Origin of the sequence: Pseudomonas brassicacearum subsp. neoaurantiaca, assembly GCF_013608025.1 — a bacterium.
Lineage (GTDB): Bacteria > Pseudomonadota > Gammaproteobacteria > Pseudomonadales > Pseudomonadaceae > Aquipseudomonas.
Window position 1 is genome coordinate 19,801 of the sequence record NZ_VDLV01000012.1, and the last position, 15,246, is coordinate 35,046.

Annotated in this window: 16 protein-coding genes; 8 read left to right on the plus strand and 8 right to left on the minus strand. The window is 61.0% G+C overall.

The window, feature by feature from the left end; all coding sequences use genetic code 11:
* Positions 1–17: 17 nt before the first annotated feature.
* Positions 18–1,004 carry an NAD(P)/FAD-dependent oxidoreductase gene (locus FHK92_RS09745; protein ID WP_181287863.1) on the minus strand — a complete coding sequence of 329 codons (987 nt, stop codon included), beginning with the start codon at positions 1,002–1,004 and terminating at the stop codon, positions 18–20.
* A gap of 196 nt (positions 1,005–1,200) precedes the next feature.
* On the opposite strand from FHK92_RS09745, the gene FHK92_RS09750 reads away from it, so the two are divergent.
* Positions 1,201–2,100 (plus strand): TIGR01777 family oxidoreductase, encoded by a 900-nt coding sequence (locus FHK92_RS09750; protein WP_181287864.1) that lies wholly within the window; start codon positions 1,201–1,203, stop codon positions 2,098–2,100.
* 13 nt (positions 2,101–2,113) lie between these two features.
* On the plus strand, positions 2,114–3,139 hold the full coding sequence (gene hemH / locus FHK92_RS09755) for a ferrochelatase (protein ID WP_181287865.1): 1,026 nt from the start codon (positions 2,114–2,116) through the stop codon (positions 3,137–3,139).
* Between the two features lie 142 nt (positions 3,140–3,281).
* Here the strand turns inward: hemH and FHK92_RS09760 are convergent, their stop codons facing one another.
* Positions 3,282–4,556: a uracil-xanthine permease family protein gene (locus FHK92_RS09760; protein WP_181287866.1), complete on the minus strand. Its 1,275-nt coding sequence runs from the start codon at positions 4,554–4,556 to the stop codon at positions 3,282–3,284.
* 2 nt (positions 4,557–4,558) lie between these two features.
* A complete protein-coding gene (gene upp, locus FHK92_RS09765) occupies positions 4,559–5,197 on the minus strand; it encodes a uracil phosphoribosyltransferase (protein WP_030138594.1) in 639 nt (212 codons plus the stop codon).
* Between the two features lie 162 nt (positions 5,198–5,359).
* Between upp and FHK92_RS09770 the strand changes: the two genes are divergently transcribed.
* Both FHK92_RS09770 and FHK92_RS09775 read left to right on the plus strand, forming a co-directional pair.
* Positions 5,360–5,917 carry a hypoxanthine-guanine phosphoribosyltransferase gene (locus FHK92_RS09770; protein WP_181287867.1) on the plus strand — a complete coding sequence of 186 codons (558 nt, stop codon included), beginning with the start codon at positions 5,360–5,362 and terminating at the stop codon, positions 5,915–5,917.
* A gap of 3 nt (positions 5,918–5,920) precedes the next feature.
* A complete protein-coding gene (locus tag FHK92_RS09775) occupies positions 5,921–6,394 on the plus strand; it encodes a WbuC family cupin fold metalloprotein (RefSeq protein WP_181287868.1) in 474 nt (157 codons plus the stop codon).
* Between the two features lie 169 nt (positions 6,395–6,563).
* Here FHK92_RS09775 and dauA read toward each other — a convergent pair whose 3' ends face one another.
* The gene (dauA, locus tag FHK92_RS09780; RefSeq protein WP_181287869.1) at positions 6,564–8,291 is read right to left on the minus strand and encodes a C4-dicarboxylic acid transporter DauA; all 1,728 of its coding nucleotides are present in this window, start codon (positions 8,289–8,291) and stop codon (positions 6,564–6,566) included.
* A 322-nt stretch (positions 8,292–8,613) separates the two neighbouring features.
* On the opposite strand from dauA, the gene FHK92_RS09785 reads away from it, so the two are divergent.
* Both FHK92_RS09785 and FHK92_RS09790 read left to right on the plus strand, forming a co-directional pair.
* Positions 8,614–9,099, plus strand: a complete 486-nt coding sequence (locus FHK92_RS09785; protein ID WP_181287870.1) for a hypothetical protein — start codon at positions 8,614–8,616, stop codon at positions 9,097–9,099.
* A 61-nt stretch (positions 9,100–9,160) separates the two neighbouring features.
* Entirely contained in the window at positions 9,161–9,448 is a 288-nt protein-coding gene (locus FHK92_RS09790; RefSeq protein ID WP_181287871.1) for a PA4642 family protein, read from the plus strand.
* Positions 9,449–9,558: 110 nt separating this feature from the next.
* Here the strand turns inward: FHK92_RS09790 and mqo are convergent, their stop codons facing one another.
* Together mqo and FHK92_RS09800 are read right to left on the minus strand one after the other, a co-directional pair.
* Positions 9,559–11,067, minus strand: coding sequence for a malate dehydrogenase (quinone) (gene mqo / locus FHK92_RS09795; protein WP_181287872.1), 1,509 nt, complete (start codon positions 11,065–11,067; stop codon positions 9,559–9,561).
* A gap of 737 nt (positions 11,068–11,804) precedes the next feature.
* On the minus strand, positions 11,805–12,038 hold the full coding sequence (locus FHK92_RS09800; RefSeq protein ID WP_181287873.1) for a hypothetical protein: 234 nt from the start codon (positions 12,036–12,038) through the stop codon (positions 11,805–11,807).
* Between the two features lie 206 nt (positions 12,039–12,244).
* On the opposite strand from FHK92_RS09800, the gene FHK92_RS09805 reads away from it, so the two are divergent.
* On the plus strand, positions 12,245–12,829 hold the full coding sequence (locus tag FHK92_RS09805) for a YajG family lipoprotein (protein ID WP_181287874.1): 585 nt from the start codon (positions 12,245–12,247) through the stop codon (positions 12,827–12,829).
* 131 nt (positions 12,830–12,960) lie between these two features.
* Here the strand turns inward: FHK92_RS09805 and FHK92_RS09810 are convergent, their stop codons facing one another.
* Positions 12,961–13,167, minus strand: coding sequence for a hypothetical protein (locus tag FHK92_RS09810; RefSeq protein ID WP_003185312.1), 207 nt, complete (start codon positions 13,165–13,167; stop codon positions 12,961–12,963).
* Between the two features lie 370 nt (positions 13,168–13,537).
* On the opposite strand from FHK92_RS09810, the gene FHK92_RS09815 reads away from it, so the two are divergent.
* Positions 13,538–13,819: a hypothetical protein gene (locus FHK92_RS09815; RefSeq protein ID WP_181287875.1), complete on the plus strand. Its 282-nt coding sequence runs from the start codon at positions 13,538–13,540 to the stop codon at positions 13,817–13,819.
* Between the two features lie 162 nt (positions 13,820–13,981).
* Here the strand turns inward: FHK92_RS09815 and FHK92_RS09820 are convergent, their stop codons facing one another.
* Entirely contained in the window at positions 13,982–15,148 is a 1,167-nt protein-coding gene (locus FHK92_RS09820) for a 1-acyl-sn-glycerol-3-phosphate acyltransferase (protein ID WP_033864426.1), read from the minus strand.
* Between the last annotated feature and the right edge of the window lie 98 nt (positions 15,149–15,246).

Genomic DNA, 15,246 nt, shown 5'->3' on the forward strand with positions numbered 1-15,246 from the left:
GTGCGGGATGACACGATTCACTGCAGGCTGGCGTGCAAGCGGCGAGCGGCCTCCTGGCCACTGAGCCAGGCACCTTCGACCCGGCCAGACAGGCACCAGTCGCCACACACATACAAGCCCAGGTCGGCGTCCGCCAATGCGCCCCATTCATGGCTGCCGGCAGGGCGCGCATACAGCCAGCGATGGGCCATGCTGAAGCTCGGCGCCGGCATCGCGCTGTGCAACAGTTCGGCGAAGGCTCCGTGCAGGTGTTCGATCACCGCTTCCTTGGGCATGTCGATGTGCTGGCGGCTCCAGTCACTTGTGGCATGCAGCACCCACGTGTCGAGCTTGGTGTCGCGTCCCGGCTTGCTGCGGTTGCGAGCCAGCCAGTCGAGGGGGCTGTCTTGTACGAAGCAGCCTTCCATGGGCGTGTCCAAGGGTTGTTCGAAGGCCAGCGCCACGGCCCAGGTAGGGTCCATCTTCACCCCGGCGGCCACCCCGGCCAACTTCGGCACGGCCGCCAGCAATGCGGTGGCCTGCGGCGCCGGCGTGGCGATGATCACCTGGCCGAAGGGGCCATGGGTGAACCCTTCCGCGTCCTGCAGGTGCCAGTGTTCCTGGCCGCGAAACACCTCGGTGATTCGGCAGGCGAATTGCACTTGCAGTTCGCCGAGCAGGGCGCGGGTAATCGCGCTCATCCGAGGAGTGCCGACCCAGCGGGTCTGTTCGTCGGGGGAGGGACTCATTTCCCCGTCTTGATAGTGATAGAGCTGCGGGTTCCACTCCGCCGCCCAGCCGTTGGCTTGCCAGCGCTGGACTTCCGTGACGAAGCGCCGATCGCGGGCGGTGAAATATTGTGCGCCCATGTCCAGTGCGCCAGCGTCACTGCGCTTGCTCGACATGCGCCCGCCGCTGCCATGGCTTTTGTCGAAGAGTTGGATGACGTGCCCGGCCTCCGTCAGGGCCTGGGCGGCTGATAAGCCGGCGATGCCGGTGCCGATGATTGCGATAGGTACAGTCATGAGGGCCTCGTTTAACTTTCTGTACAGACTACGCCGTCGTTTAATCCTGTACAATTTTGATTTTTGGTATAAGTTTTACCGTTCGCGTTTCGACAGGTTGTCCTATTGTTAGAAACAGACCCTGTCCGATATGAAAAATCTCTACTTATAAAAATAGACTAATGGGCCGGGTAAAACGCGATGAGAGGTACACCTCATGCACATATTGCTGACCGGCGGTACTGGTTTGATCGGACGTCAGCTCTGCCGGCAATGGTTGGAGCAAGGACATCGCTTGACGGTCTGGAGTCGTCGACCTGAACAAGTGGCGGAAATTTGCGGCGCGCAGGCACAAGGCGTCGCCAAGCTCGACGAGATCGGCGAGCCCGTGGATGCGGTGGTCAACCTGGCGGGCGCGCCCATTGCCGATCGGCCTTGGAGCCATAAGCGCAAGATGTTGTTGTGGAGCAGCCGCGTCACGCTGACCGAGGTTTTGCTCGCATGGCTGGAGCGCTGCGAGCAGAAGCCGCAGGTACTGATTTCCGGTTCCGCCGTGGGTTGGTACGGCGACGGTGGCGAGCGGGAGTTGACCGAGGAATCGGGACCGGTCAGCGAGGACTTCGCCAGCCAGTTGTGCATTGCCTGGGAAGAAACCGCGCAGCGGGCCGAGGCCATGGGCCTGCGTGTGGTGCTGGTTCGCACCGGCCTGGTCCTGTCTGCCGAGGGCGGCTTTTTGTCGCGGCTGTTGTTGCCCTTCAAGCTGGCGCTGGGCGGGCGTATCGGCGATGGTCGGCAGTGGATGCCGTGGATTCATATCGACGATCAAATCGCCCTGATTGATTTTCTTCTGCATCGCGATGATGCCAGCGGTCCTTATAATGCCTGCGCGCCGAACCCGGTGCGCAACCGCGATTTTGCCAAGGCCCTGGGGCGCGTATTGCATCGGCCGGCGGTGGTGCCGATGCCGGAGCTTGCGCTGAAAGTCGCGTTGGGTGAGTTGTCATTACTGTTGCTGGGCGGCCAGCGCGCCACGCCGGCCCGATTGCAGGCGGCGGGTTTTTCATTCCGGTTCACTGATTTGCCTGCGGCCCTGGAAGATTTATCGGGTCGCCTTTGAAATAGGATGTTGCATGACCGATCACGCGTTGCTTCTGGTGAATCTGGGTTCGCCTGCCTCCACCTCGGTGGCCGATGTGCGCCGCTACCTCAATCAATTCCTCATGGACCCGTACGTCATCGACTTGCCATGGCCGGTGCGTCGCTTGCTGGTGTCGCTGATCCTGATCAAGCGCCCCGAGCAGTCGGCCCATGCCTATGCGTCGATCTGGTGGGAGGAGGGTTCGCCGCTGGTGGTGCTCAGCCGTCGCTTGCAACAAGCCATGACCCATCAATGGACCCAAGGCCCGGTGGAGCTGGCGATGCGTTATGGCGAGCCTTCCATCGAATCAACCTTGGTACGGCTGGCGAGCCAGGGCCACAAGAACATCACGCTGGCGCCGTTGTATCCGCAATTCGCTGAAAGTACCGTGACCACGGTGATCGAAGAGGCCAAGCGGGTCGTGCGCGAGAAGAAACTCGATGTTCAGTTCTCGATTCTCCAGCCGTTCTACGACCAGCCGGAATATCTCGATGCGCTGGTTGCCAGCGCCAAGCCTTACTTGATGCAGGAACACGATCACTTGTTGCTGAGTTTCCACGGCCTGCCCGAACGGCACCTGACCAAGCTCGACCCCACGGGCTTTCACTGTTTCAAGGATGCCGACTGCTGCAAGAACGCGCCGCCGGAAGTCATGGCGACGTGTTACCGCGCCCAGTGCATCCGCACCGCCGAACTGTTCGCCCATCGCATGGGCCTGGCGGATGGGAAATGGTCGGTGTCGTTCCAGTCGCGACTGGGGCGTGCCAAGTGGATCGAACCGTACACCGAGGCGCGCCTGGAGGAATTGGCCAAGAGTGGTGTGAAGAAGGTGCTGGTGATGTGCCCGGCATTCGTCGCCGATTGCATCGAGACCCTGGAGGAAATCGGCGACCGTGGCCGTGAACAGTTTCGCGAAGCGGGAGGGGAGGAGTTGGTGTTGGTGCCGTGTCTCAATGACGATCCGCAGTGGGCGCAGGCGTTGAGCACCCTTTGCGAACGGGCGCCGATTGCTTTGTGAGGTTCAAGGGCCTCATCGCGAGCAAGCTCGCTCCCACATGGGCCTGCGGTGTACACAAATTTTGTGACCACTCGAGATCCACTGTGGGAGCGAGCTTGCTCGCGATGGCTATTTAAGGGTCAAAAAAGCCTTCAAGCCTGAGTCAGATCAACGGCTCATCCGCCTTCTTCTGCTTCCAACCGACATTACCCGGCAGCAACAAGTTCAACGCAATCGCCACCACGGCGCACAGCGCGATGCCTTTGAGACCGAAGTCGTCCGGGCCGGTGCCGGTGCCCACCAGCACGCCGCCGATGCCGAACACCAATGTCACTGAAACGATCACCAGGTTGCGTGCTTCGCCCAAATCGATCTTGTGGCGGATCAGCGTGTTCATGCCCACCGCAGCGATCGAGCCGAACAGCAGGCACAGGATCCCGCCCATTACCGGCACCGGGATGCTTTGCAGCAGCGCGCCGAACTTGCCGATGAACGCCAGGCTGATGGCAAAGATCGCCGCCCAGGTCATGATCTTCGGGTTGTAGTTCTTGGTCAGCATCACCGCGCCAGTGACTTCGGCGTAGGTGGTGTTGGGCGGTCCGCCGAACAGGCCGGCGGCGGTGGTGGCAATGCCGTCACCGAGCAAGGTGCGGTGCAGGCCGGGTTTTTTCAGGTAGTCGCGACCGGTCACGCTGCCCACGGCAATCACGCCGCCGATGTGCTCGATGGCCGGCGCCAGGGCGACCGGCACGATGAACAGGATTGCTTGCCAGTTGAACTCCGGCGCGGTGAAGGCCGGCAGGGCGAACCATGTCGCGGCGGCGATTTTTGCGGTGTCCACGACGCCGAAGAAAAACGCCATGGCAAAGCCCACCAGCACGCCGGATATGATCGGTACCAGGCGGAAAATGCCTTTGCCGAACACTGCGACGATCAGGGTGGTGAGCAGGGCCGGCATCGAAATCATCATCGCGGTCTGATAACGAATCAGCTCGGTGCCGTCACCGGCCTTGCCCATTGCCATGTTGGCGGCAATCGGCGCCATGGCCAGGCCAATGGAAATGATCACCGGGCCGATCACTACCGGCGGCAACAGGCGATCGATGAACCCGGTGCCCTTGATCTTCACCGCCAGGCCCAGGAACGTGTAGACGAAACCAGCCGCCATCACGCCACCCATGGTCGCCGCGAGGCCGAACTGGCCCTTGGCAAGGATGATCGGGGTGATGAAGGCAAAGCTCGAGGCGAGAAACACCGGCACCTGGCGTCCCGTGACGACTTGGAACAGGATCGTCCCCAGGCCGGCAGTGAACAGCGCCACGTTCGGGTCCAACCCGGTGATCAGCGGCATCAGTACCAGCGCGCCGAAAGCGACGAACAGCATCTGGGCGCCGGACAGCACCTGGCGCCAGAGCGGATCGTTGAACTCGTCCTGCATGCTCAGGCGTCCTTCTGCTTGGTGCCGAAGATCTTGTCGCCGGCATCGCCCAGGCCGGGGATGATGTAGCCGTGTTCGTTGAGTTTCTGATCGATGGACGCGGTGTAGATGGTCACGTCAGGGTGAGCATCTTCCACGGCCTTGATGCCTTCGGGGGCGGCAACCAGCACCATGGCGCGAATGTCCCGGCAACCGGCCTTTTTCAACAGGTCAATGGTGGCGACCATCGAGCTGCCGGTGGCGAGCATCGGGTCGATGATCATCGCCAGGCGCTCGTCGATTTCCGGTACCAGTTTTTCCAAGTAAGTGTGTGCTTGCAGGGTCTGCTCGTTGCGAGCCACACCCACGGCGCTGACCTTGGCCCCTGGGATCAGGCTCAGCACGCCTTCAAGCATGCCGATGCCGGCGCGCAGGATCGGCACCACAGTGATTTTCTTGCCGGCGATTTTCTCGACCTGAACCGTACCGGCCCAGCCGTCGATTTCGTAGGACTCCAGCGGCAGGTCCTTGGTGGCTTCGTAGGTGAGCAGGGCACCGACTTCCTGGGCGAGTTCGCGAAAGTTCTTCGTGCTGATGTCGGCGCGGCGCATCAGGCCGAGTTTATGTCTGATCAGCGGATGGCGGATCTCGAGGATGGGCATGGGGAAGGCTCCGGCGGCGGGCAAAAAAACCGGCCTAGATTAATCTATCCGAGGGTGTTGTCCTATAGACAATACAGAACGTTAGTCCACAAATGCTTGATCTGGCCGGGCGGGATGCGTACCTTTGCCGGCTTTTCCGAACTGCCACCCCTGGAGAGCGCCATGTCCGCTGATCTCGAGCATATCCGTCAAGTCATGCGAGAGGCTGACTGCCTGTACACCGAAGCTGAAGTCGAAGCGGCCATCGCCCGTGTCGGTGCGCAAATCAACGATCAGTTGGCCGACAGCAATCCGGTCGTGTTCTGCGTGATGAACGGCGGCCTGATTTTCTCCGGCAAACTGCTGACTTATCTGAACTTCCCGCTGGAAGCGTCCTACCTGCACGCCACTCGTTATCGCAACGAAACCAGCGGCGGTGACTTGTTCTGGAAAGCCAAGCCGGAAGTCTCGTTCATCGACCGCGACGTGCTGATCATCGACGACATTCTCGATGAGGGTCACACCCTGGGCGCGATCATCGATTTCTGCAAACACGCCGGCGCCCGCGCGGTGCACACCGCTGTGCTGATCGACAAGGACCACGACCGCAAGGCCCGTCCCGACCTGAAAGCGGACTTCGTTGGCTTGCCGTGCATCGACCGCTACATCTTTGGTTATGGCATGGACTACAAAGGCTATTGGCGCAACGCCAACGGCATCTTTGCGGTCAAGGGGATGTAATAGATGACTGGGCCGGCGTTCCTGGATCAAGCCCTGTTCGATGAGCTGGCCGGGAAAGCCGCGGCCAGCCCACGCGGGCGGCAGCATCACAACTTCCACCAGATGGACGAGCCTTGTCATCGCATGGCGGTGGGCTTGCAGCCGTCGACCTACATCCCGCCGCATCGCCATTTGAGCGCCGACAAGGCTGAGACCTTGCTTGTGCTCAAAGGCCGGCTCGGTGTGTTGATCTTCGACGAAACCGGTACGGTGCTCGACAAGCGAATCCTGCAGGCTGGCGGCGCTTGCCTCGGTGTCGACTTGCCGGCTGGCGTCTACCACGGCCTGGTGGTGCTCGAAGCCGACAGCCTGATGTTCGAATGCAAGGCCGGCCCTTACCGGCCGGTGGGCGAGGGCGAACTGGCCCATTGGGCGCCTCGCGAAGGCGAGCCCGGCGTGGCGCAATACCACGCCTGGATGCGCGCTCAGTTCGACTGATCGACCTGTGGTGTGGACGCTTTTGTGGCGAGGGGATTTATCCCCGCTGGGTTGCGAAGCGACCCTGGAACAATCGACTCGATTAACCTGACACTCCGAGTCGCCTGATTTTAGGGCTGCTTCGCAACCCAGCGGGGATAAATCCCCTCGCCACAGGTCGGGCGCGTCTTCAATGGGCCGTATGACTGGCCAGCCATTTCTCGCTCTTGACCCGCGCCTGTTCCAAGGTCTGCACATACGCCAATTGGCGCTGCTCGCGATGTATTCCAGCGCGGCGCAATTTCAGGCGTACCCTTGGCGCGGTCGCGACGAGGATCAGGCCGATGCCCTGCTTGCGGTAATCCCTCAGGATATTTTCAAACGCCGCCAGCGCGGTCATGTCCAGCATCGGCACGGCGCTCATTTCCACGACCACCACCCGAACACCCGGGTCGAATTTGCGCAGCACATCCAGGGCTTTTTCCGCTGCGCCAAAGAACAACGGCCCGCGAATGGCGTAACAGCGGACATGTTCGGGCATGTCCAGCAAGGCTTGATGGACGTGGCGTGGCAACTCGGCGCTGTCGGTCAGCTCGCTCATGCGCTTGATGAACAACCCGGCCGCCAGCAACAGGCCGACGGCGACGGCCAGTACCATGTCGAACAGCACGGTCAGGCTCAGGCAGGTCAACAGGACCAGCACATCACTGCGCGGTGCGATACGCAGCGTGTGCAGCACATGCCCGGCCTCGCTCATGTTCCAGGCCACCATCACCAGCAATGCCGCGAGCGCGGCCATGGGCAGGTAGCTGAACAGTGGCGCCAGCAACACGATTGCCACCAATACCACCAGACTGTGGATGATCGCCGCCAGCGGTGAGGTCGCACCGCTGCGCACGTTGGTGGCGCTACGGGCGATGGCGGCGGTGGCGGTGATGCCGCCGAACAGCGGTGCAACCAGATTGCCCAGGCCCTGGCCCATCAGTTCGGCGTTCGGGTCATGCTTGCTGCCGGTCATGCCGTCCGCCACTACCGCGCATAACAACGATTCGATGGCGCCGAGCATGGCGATGGCAAACGCCGGCCCGAGCAATTGGCGGAACAGGTCATAGGAAAGCACCAGCGCATGACCTTGGCTGTCCGGCAAGTCCCACGGCCAGTCGAAGCTCGGCAGGAAAGGCGGGATGCCGGGATAGGCGATGCCATCGACGACGTAGCTGAAGCGTTCGCCCAATGTTGCGATCGGCCATCCGCCGCGCTCCATCGCCAGCCCAAGCAGCGCGCCCACGAGCAAGGCCACCAGATGACCTGGAACCCGTGGTACCCAGCGCGGCCAGGCAATCAGCACGGCCAGGCACGCGACGCCGATGATGCCGTCGCCAAGATGGGCGCTAGGCAACGCGACGACCAGCTCACCGAGCTGTTCGATGTAGTGCTTGGCGTGGCCGGCGGTGGTCAATCCCAACAGGTCCTTGAGTTGCAGCGTGGCGATGACGACGCCGATCCCGGCGGTGAAACCGAGGATCACAGGATAGGGGATGTACTGAATCAGCCGCCCGGCGCGCATCAATCCCAGGGCGATCAGGATCAAGCCGGCGAGCATCGTGCACAACAGCAGGCCGCCCAATCCGTATTGCTGGGTGATGGGCAGGAGGATGACGACAAAGGCAGCCGTCGGCCCGCTCACATTGAAACGCGAGCCGCCGGTCAGGGCGATCAGTGGCGCTGCCACGAGCACCGTGTACAGGCCATGCTGGGGTGGGACGCCAACGGCGATTGCCAGCGCCATGGCCAGGGGGATGGCGATGATGCCCACGGTTAGCCCGGCCACCAGATCGCCGCGCAGGCGTTCAAGGGTATAACCGGCACGCCAGGCTTGGCGCCAGGCGGCGAACAGCGGTGGGGCGGAGAAGGACATGGATACTCCACACGAAATTGAACGGAGTGAAACAACTGGACCTGCAGACATATTTCCCCGTGGCGAGGGAGCTTGCTCCCGCTCGGCGGCGAAGCCGTCGTAAAATCGGCAGACGCGTTCCGTCTGGCGAATCGCGTTGGCCCATCTGGGGCTGCTGCGCAACCCAGCGGGAGCAAGCTCCCTCGCCACAAAAGCGTGCGCTGGTGAGGCCAGTACTGATGGCCCTCTGAGTATGCCGCGCCAGCCCTCCGGATGTATTGACCCGGGTCGCTTATTTTTTCCATGGATGCTAGCGTGCCCAGCCAAGCCTCTGGAGCCTGTCATGCGTGTATCGATTCACCGCTGCGCCACTCTGCTGTTGATAGCCAGCCTGCCCATGACGGCCATGGCCGCGCCGATGCACAGCCAGTTCCTGCCCCCCGATGACCTGGTGGCGCGCCAGGAACAGCCCGAACAGCAACAATTGCTGCAAGTCACGGAGTATTCGGTGGTGCTGGGCAACCAGCGGCCTTCCAATCAACAACCGATCCCGGTCACCTCTCCATTGATGGTGCGGCTCAAAGGCAAATCCCTGAACAAGGGCGCGACCATCAGCCAGGTGATCATCAATTTCGATGGCGAAAGCAAAAGCCTGAAGAAACCGGTGTTCGACGAAGCGAGCAAGACCCTGACCCTGTCTTATCCACAGGCCCAGTACCGAGTCGTCATCGATCTGCTGCGCAACGACACGGTCTACGTGCAGTTTCTCAGCTACGCCAATGGGCACATCTGGGCCGACCTGCACACTGGCGCCGCACGCCCGCGTTGAGCGCCGGGGCCCGGCAGGGGTAAACTGCCCGCCCCGTGAACTGTGCAAGCTGGAGCCGGCAATGCGTAAAGACAAGAAACAAGTGATTGGTGACGAGATTGGCGATGAACAGATCAAGCTGTTCCTCAATTTTGAACCGGTCGATGCCACGTCGCCGTCGCTGCACAAACTGATCAAGGCCTACCGTGGGCTGCGTGTCGATGACTTCGAGCGCTTCCTGGGGTTTTTCGTCGAGGCCGGTTACGACCTGAATGGCAAGGACGAGCATGGCAATGATTTCGTTGCGCTGATCCAGGATCAGCGTAATGCCGAGGAATACATCGAGTTGATCAACAAGGCGCGTGGCTGATAGCCCGAAGTCCTGCTTCGCAGGCCAGCGGGAGCAAGCTCCCTTGCCACAAGATCCAAAAAAAACGCCCCGCTCTCATGGAGAACGGGGCGTTTTTTTAGCCGATCGAATCAAGCGTAGCTTTGGGTCTCGCTGCTTTCTTCAACCAGTTCCAGCGCAATGTTGTTCTGCGCATTGATCTTGCGATACAGCGCCGCATCGGTTTCCAGCACTTTTTCCCGAGCCGGGAAGATTTCCGCGAGCTTGGTAGCCCACTCGCCCTTGGCTTTTTCCGGGAAGCAGCGCTCGATCAGTTCCAGCATGATCGACACGGTCACCGAAGCGCCCGGCGAAGCGCCGAGCAGGGCGGCGAGGCTGCCGTCCTTGGCCGCCACCAGCTCGGTGCCGAATTGCAGGATGCCGCCTTTCTTCGGGTCTTTCTTGATGATCTGCACCCGTTGGCCGGCCACTTCCAGGCGCCAGTCCTCGGCTTTCGCCTCGGGGTAGAAGCGACGCAGGGATTCCAGGCGCTGCTCCATGGACTGCATCACTTCGCTGATCAGGTACTTGGTCAGGTCCATGTTGTCCCGGGCCACGGCCAGCATCGGGCCGATGTTGCCGGCGCGTACCGACAACGGCAGGTCCATGATCGAGCCGTGCTTGAGGAACTTGGTGGTGAAACCGGCGTATGGCCCGAACAGCAGGGACTTTTTGCCATCGACCACGCGGGTATCCAGGTGCGGCACCGACATCGGCGGCGAGCCCACCGCGGCCTGGCTGTAGACCTTGGCCTGGTGATGCTTGACCACTTCAGGGTTGTCGCAACGCAGCCACTGGCCGCTGACCGGGAAACCACCGAAGCCCTTGCTCTCTTCGATGCCCGAAGCTTGCAGCAACGGCAACGCGGCGCCACCGGCACCGAGGAAGACGAACTTGGCGTCGACTTCCCGGGTGTTGCCGGAATTGACGTCCTTGATGCTTACGGTCCAGCCATCGCCCTTGCGCTTGAGGCCGGTGACGCGCTTGCAATATTTGATCTGGGTGTCCGGTGCGCTGCCCAGGTGCTTGAGCAACTGGTTGGTCAGGGCGCCGAAGTTGACGTCGGTACCGTTCATGACGCGGGTGGCGGCGACAACTTCATCAGCCGGCCGGCCGGGCATCATCAGCGGCATCCATTCGGCCATCTGATCCTTGTCTTCGGTGTATTCCATGTCGGCGAAGGCATGATGCTGGCGCATCAGCTCGAAGCGCTTCTTCAGGAACTCCACGCCTTTCTCGCCCTGCACGAAGCTCAGGTGCGGCACCGGAGCGATAAAGGATTTCGACGAGCCGAACGTGCCCTTCCTGGTCAGGTACGTCCAGAACTGCTTCGACACCTCGAACTGAGTATTGATGTGCACGGCTTTCTTGATGTCGACGGTGCCGTCGGCGGCCTGGGGCGTGTAGTTCAGCTCACACAGCCCGGCGTGGCCGGTACCGGCGTTGTTCCACGGGTTGGAACTCTCCGCGGCACCGGAATCCATCAGCTCGACGACTTCCAGCGAGATCGCGGGGTCGAGCTCCTTGAGCAGTACGGCCAGGGTGGCACTCATGATGCCGGCCCCTACCAGAACTACATCGACTGCTTCGTTATGCGCCATTTAACGCGTCTCCAAAAATCTGCAGCACCAAATTGTCGGCATAGCGGCCAGGAAGCGGGGCAAGATCAGTTGCGCCCCAGGAATCCATGGCCAGGAATTGCCATGTCCGAATCTTCGCAATTCTTCGCAACACTGCGGATGCATGCAGCACGGCCTCAAGAGTCACATGAACTCATTTAAGCGCCGCGCAGGCAATTCGACTTATGGCCGAGACATCCGTTCGTGCAACCAAATCCGTAGCGGACAGGCTTCAGGCGCCGGTTCTTGAGCGATATCCGGTCCTGTGTCGTTGGGCTGTTCCAGACGCTAATGGTGCTTGTTCAGACGCAAAACTCTTCATTTGCTCGCCACACTCTTGTGAAGTTGTGAAAACCCGTTTTTTCACGCTCTTTTGAAGACGTGAACCTCAAAAAAGGGCTGTCCCAGCCTGGCACCGCGCCCGGTTTGGTTGCCCCCATGCAATACATGACAGGCAAAACGGGCAGACAGCTCAGTTACCGAGCGTAATGACAGCTCTGCAGATTCGTGAAAAGCGGAGATTTTGCCCTGAAACAGCAAGCGCGCCAGCTTCACTCGATCTGTGTGGGCGGCTCTCTGTGGGCGGTGCGAAGTGCCAATACAAGCGCATCAGCGATGTTGCGAGGCCCGATCAGGAGACGTCCTTATAATCGGGGGGAGATTGTAACGAAGAAACGCGCGGAAATGGTCGTGTTTTATGACTTTTATTAGCCTTCCGGTCAGACGGCCAACAGCTGCCGGCTACGGGCGCGTGCACGAGGCGTTTGCACTCGCGCTTCGGCGGGCAGGGGCTGGTGCAGCCAGTTGAGGCGGATCTCTTCGATTTCGACCCAGCCTTCGCCCATGGGCTGCAAGCTGCATTGCTTGAAAGCCTGGCAGCGACCGGCGCGGTCAAGCAGGGCAAAGCAACGATGATGGGGACGAGGGGTAAACAGATCGATGAGAAAGCGCATGGTCGGATACCGTGTCGAGGGGACTTGTGAACAGCCTGACAGCTGGCCATGACATGCTGGTTTAAGGACCGTGACAACGGGGTGACAGGAACCGCCCACCGTGGCCCTTGTCAGACATTTCGGTATTCATGCTGCGACGCTGGTTCGCCGCGATGGCGCACCGCTATACTGCCGGCCTGTTTGTGCCCGATTCTGGAGAGAAGAGCATGTTGCAACGCCTGTTGTTCGGTTTGATCGCCGTGACCAGCCTGACCCTTGTCGGCTGTGCCCACAGCCCGCAGCAACTTAACCCGGAACCCAAGCTCAACGCCCAATTGGCGCCGGTGGGCCGTGGCCAACCGGTCGTGGTGCGTGTCGTGGACGGTCGTCCGTCGCCGACCCTTGGCACCCGCGGTGGGTTGTACCCTGAGACCAGCGTGATCACGGTGCAGGGCGCGCAGATCCTGCCGAAGTTGCAGGCCCAGGCCGAGGCGGCCGTGCGCTTGCTGGGCTTCACCCCGACCGCGAATGCCATGAACGCTCCGCAACTGACCGTGACCCTGGCGGAACTGAAATACCAGTCGCCCAAGGAAGGCATGTATGTGACGGAGGCCACCATCGGCGCGACCTTCCGCTCCGACGTGCAGAACGCCAGCCGCCGCTACAGCGGTCGTTACGGCGCTTCGCTGGACCAGCGCTTCGGCATGGCGCCCAACCAGGAGACCAATACCAAGCTGGTCAGCGATGTATTGAGCGACGCCCTGACCCGTCTGTTCAAGGACCCGACCATTGGTCAGGTATTGGCTGAATAAGTAACAAGCCGTACATCCCCTGTGGGAGCGAGCTTGCTCGCGATAGCGGAGTGTCAGCCACTTTGATGTTGGCTGATCCACCGCCATCGCGAGCAAGCTCGCTCCCACAGGGTTTTTTATGGGCGAGAAATTCAGGCGGCCTGGGAATAGAACTCCAGCACGCTGATGCCGGTCAGCAGGTCTGTCTCTGGAAGATCAGCGTGTTGATGGCCGCCGAGGGCGCAATACACCAGCCAGTGCCGGTCCTGTACGTTGAAAGACAGGCTGTCGACGAGGTTCTGTTGTTCGTCGCTCGGGCTGATGAGGTAGAGGCGATCCTGGTTTTCGGCGTGCAGCATGACGGGTTCCGTGCGGGTTTGGAGGGCGACAGGGTGGCCTATCCATATGACGAAACCGTGACGGATGAAATTAGAAAGTTGAGCCCGCCCCTGTGGCGAGGGGATTTAGCGAAACGTCGCACCGCCCCGCTGGGCTGCGCAGCAGCCCCAAAAGAGCTGTATGCAATTCGCCTGACACACCCTGGTAGCCGGTTTTAGGACTGCTTCGCAGCCCAGCGGGGATAAATCCCCTCGCCACAAAAGCATTCAATATGGAGCGACATCGTAACCGGTCGGAAAAACCGACGCAGCGCCCCAGGCTTTCGGTAGAATCCGCGCCCCGATTTATAGGTCTTGGGCGCAGGGCGTCCGTTTTCGCTTGAGGTTCGTGATGTCGTTGCAACTGTTTTCGTTGTTCGCTGCCCACCCCGCCAAACTGATCAACCTGCTCGCGCTGCTGTTTGCCTGCCCGGGTGGCTGGGTACTGCACGCAACGCGCCGCCGCGAACAGCGGGCGCGGGCCTGTCTCGAAGCGCGTAGCGGCGAAAGCAATGAACGATTCGAAGCGCTGCTGGACCTGGCGACGCAACGCATGAACCGGTTTTTCTACCGCTTCGGGTTTGCTTGCCTGGGCGTGGCGTTGCTGATGTCGTGGTTCAGCACAAAGCTCTGATGAGGCAATCTGTGGCGAGGGGATTTAGCGAAACGTCGCACCGCCCCGCTGGGCTGCGTAGCAGCCCCGATATCTATGGCTAGCCCAAGGGCTTGCGAGTGCTGTGCACTCGAGCGGGAATAAATCCCCTCGCCACAGGTCACTCGCTCGAAGGGCTGTCGCTTAAAGCGCCAACCCCGCCTTGACCCGGTATTGGTTGCGCACCGGCGTTGCATATTGCAACACCAGGAACGGTCGCTGTTCCACCGGGCACTCATCCAACCGACGCTGCCATTCCTCTTGGGCCTTCGCCAGCTCTTCGGCACCGAACACCTCGGCGGCCGTCGGCACCTGCAACTGCGGGTCTGCATCGGCCCATTGGGCGTAGGCCAGGTAATGCACCGGAAACAAGCGATAACCGCCGAGAATCTGCCGGTCCATCTCCGCTGCCAGTTGCTTGGTGTCCTCGAACAGCTCGGTAATCGGCGCGGCAAAATTCACATGGACCCGGCCTTTATAGCCGGTGATGCCCTTGGCTATGCTGACGTCATCCTCGCCCGGTGCCTTGGTGTAGGTCCCGGTGGTGGCGCGGATGTACAACTCGCGGGCCTTGGCCTGGTCGCACGGATCGTATTCATAGCTGATCGAAACCGGCGTCAGGTTCAGCGAGCGGATCACTTCGCCGAACGGCTCGTCCTTGCGGCTCATGTGGAACATCTTGAGGATCGCTGATTCGGTGCGATCGTCACCGTCCTTGGCCCTACCTTCGGCCTGGGCGATCCAGATCGAGGCGCAATCGTTGCGGATCGAATGATTGATGTACGCCGACAGCAACTGGTACGCCGCCATTTTTTCCCGCCGCCCAGTGATCGAGCGGTGCACGATAAAACTCTTATTCAGGCGCATCAGGTCGCTGACAAACGGCTTCTGCAGCAGGTTGTCGCCAATGGCGATGCGCGGGGTCGGCAGGCCGGCGTGGTACACGGCGTAGTTGACGAACGCCGGGTCCATCACGATGTCGCGGTGGTTGGCGATGAACAGGTAAGCGTTGCCGGACTTGAATTGCTCCACCCCGGTATATGTCACGCCATCGGTGGCGCGCTCGATGGTGTGGTCGACATAGAACTCCACTTTGTCCTGCAACGTGGCGACCGATGTCACACCGGCGAACTCTCGACGCAATTTCTGCGCTATAAGGGGTTTGAGCATCCAGCCGAAGGCGCCGGCCAGGCGCGGGAAGCGGAAGTGGGTGAGGATATCTAGAAACGCCTTGTCGCTGAGCAGCCGTGCCAGCACTGCTGGGACTTCACTGTCGTCGTAAGGTCGGATGGCATCGAATTCGCCCATCATGCTCTCTTGTTGGAAACGGCTAGGGTAAGTAAAGGTTCGATCGAAAATACGACAGGGCACGGCCTGGAAAATAAGCCAGACGAAAATAGCCCTGCAAA

Excerpts from the sequence above, each read along its gene's own strand:
- FHK92_RS09775 (WP_181287868.1), top strand. The coding sequence starts at position 5,921 with ATGACTGGGCCGGCGTTCCTGGATCAAGCCCTGTTCGATGAGCTGGCC.
- FHK92_RS09800 (WP_181287873.1), bottom strand. The coding sequence starts at position 12,038 with ATGCGCTTTCTCATCGATCTGTTTACCCCTCGTCCCCATCATCGTTGC.
- upp (WP_030138594.1), bottom strand. The coding sequence starts at position 5,197 with ATGCCCATCCTCGAGATCCGCCATCCGCTGATCAGACATAAACTCGGC.
- FHK92_RS09810 (WP_003185312.1), bottom strand. The coding sequence starts at position 13,167 with ATGCTGCACGCCGAAAACCAGGATCGCCTCTACCTCATCAGCCCGAGC.
- hemH (WP_181287865.1), top strand. The coding sequence starts at position 2,114 with ATGACCGATCACGCGTTGCTTCTGGTGAATCTGGGTTCGCCTGCCTCC.
- FHK92_RS09815 (WP_181287875.1), top strand. The coding sequence starts at position 13,538 with ATGTCGTTGCAACTGTTTTCGTTGTTCGCTGCCCACCCCGCCAAACTG.
- FHK92_RS09745 (WP_181287863.1), bottom strand. The coding sequence starts at position 1,004 with ATGACTGTACCTATCGCAATCATCGGCACCGGCATCGCCGGCTTATCA.
- FHK92_RS09785 (WP_181287870.1), top strand. The coding sequence starts at position 8,614 with ATGCGTGTATCGATTCACCGCTGCGCCACTCTGCTGTTGATAGCCAGC.
- FHK92_RS09760 (WP_181287866.1), bottom strand. The coding sequence starts at position 4,556 with ATGCAGGACGAGTTCAACGATCCGCTCTGGCGCCAGGTGCTGTCCGGC.
- FHK92_RS09770 (WP_181287867.1), top strand. The coding sequence starts at position 5,360 with ATGTCCGCTGATCTCGAGCATATCCGTCAAGTCATGCGAGAGGCTGAC.
- FHK92_RS09750 (WP_181287864.1), top strand. The coding sequence starts at position 1,201 with ATGCACATATTGCTGACCGGCGGTACTGGTTTGATCGGACGTCAGCTC.
- dauA (WP_181287869.1), bottom strand. The coding sequence starts at position 8,291 with ATGTCCTTCTCCGCCCCACCGCTGTTCGCCGCCTGGCGCCAAGCCTGG.
- mqo (WP_181287872.1), bottom strand. The coding sequence starts at position 11,067 with ATGGCGCATAACGAAGCAGTCGATGTAGTTCTGGTAGGGGCCGGCATC.
- FHK92_RS09805 (WP_181287874.1), top strand. The coding sequence starts at position 12,245 with ATGTTGCAACGCCTGTTGTTCGGTTTGATCGCCGTGACCAGCCTGACC.
- FHK92_RS09820 (WP_033864426.1), bottom strand. The coding sequence starts at position 15,148 with ATGATGGGCGAATTCGATGCCATCCGACCTTACGACGACAGTGAAGTC.
- FHK92_RS09790 (WP_181287871.1), top strand. The coding sequence starts at position 9,161 with ATGCGTAAAGACAAGAAACAAGTGATTGGTGACGAGATTGGCGATGAA.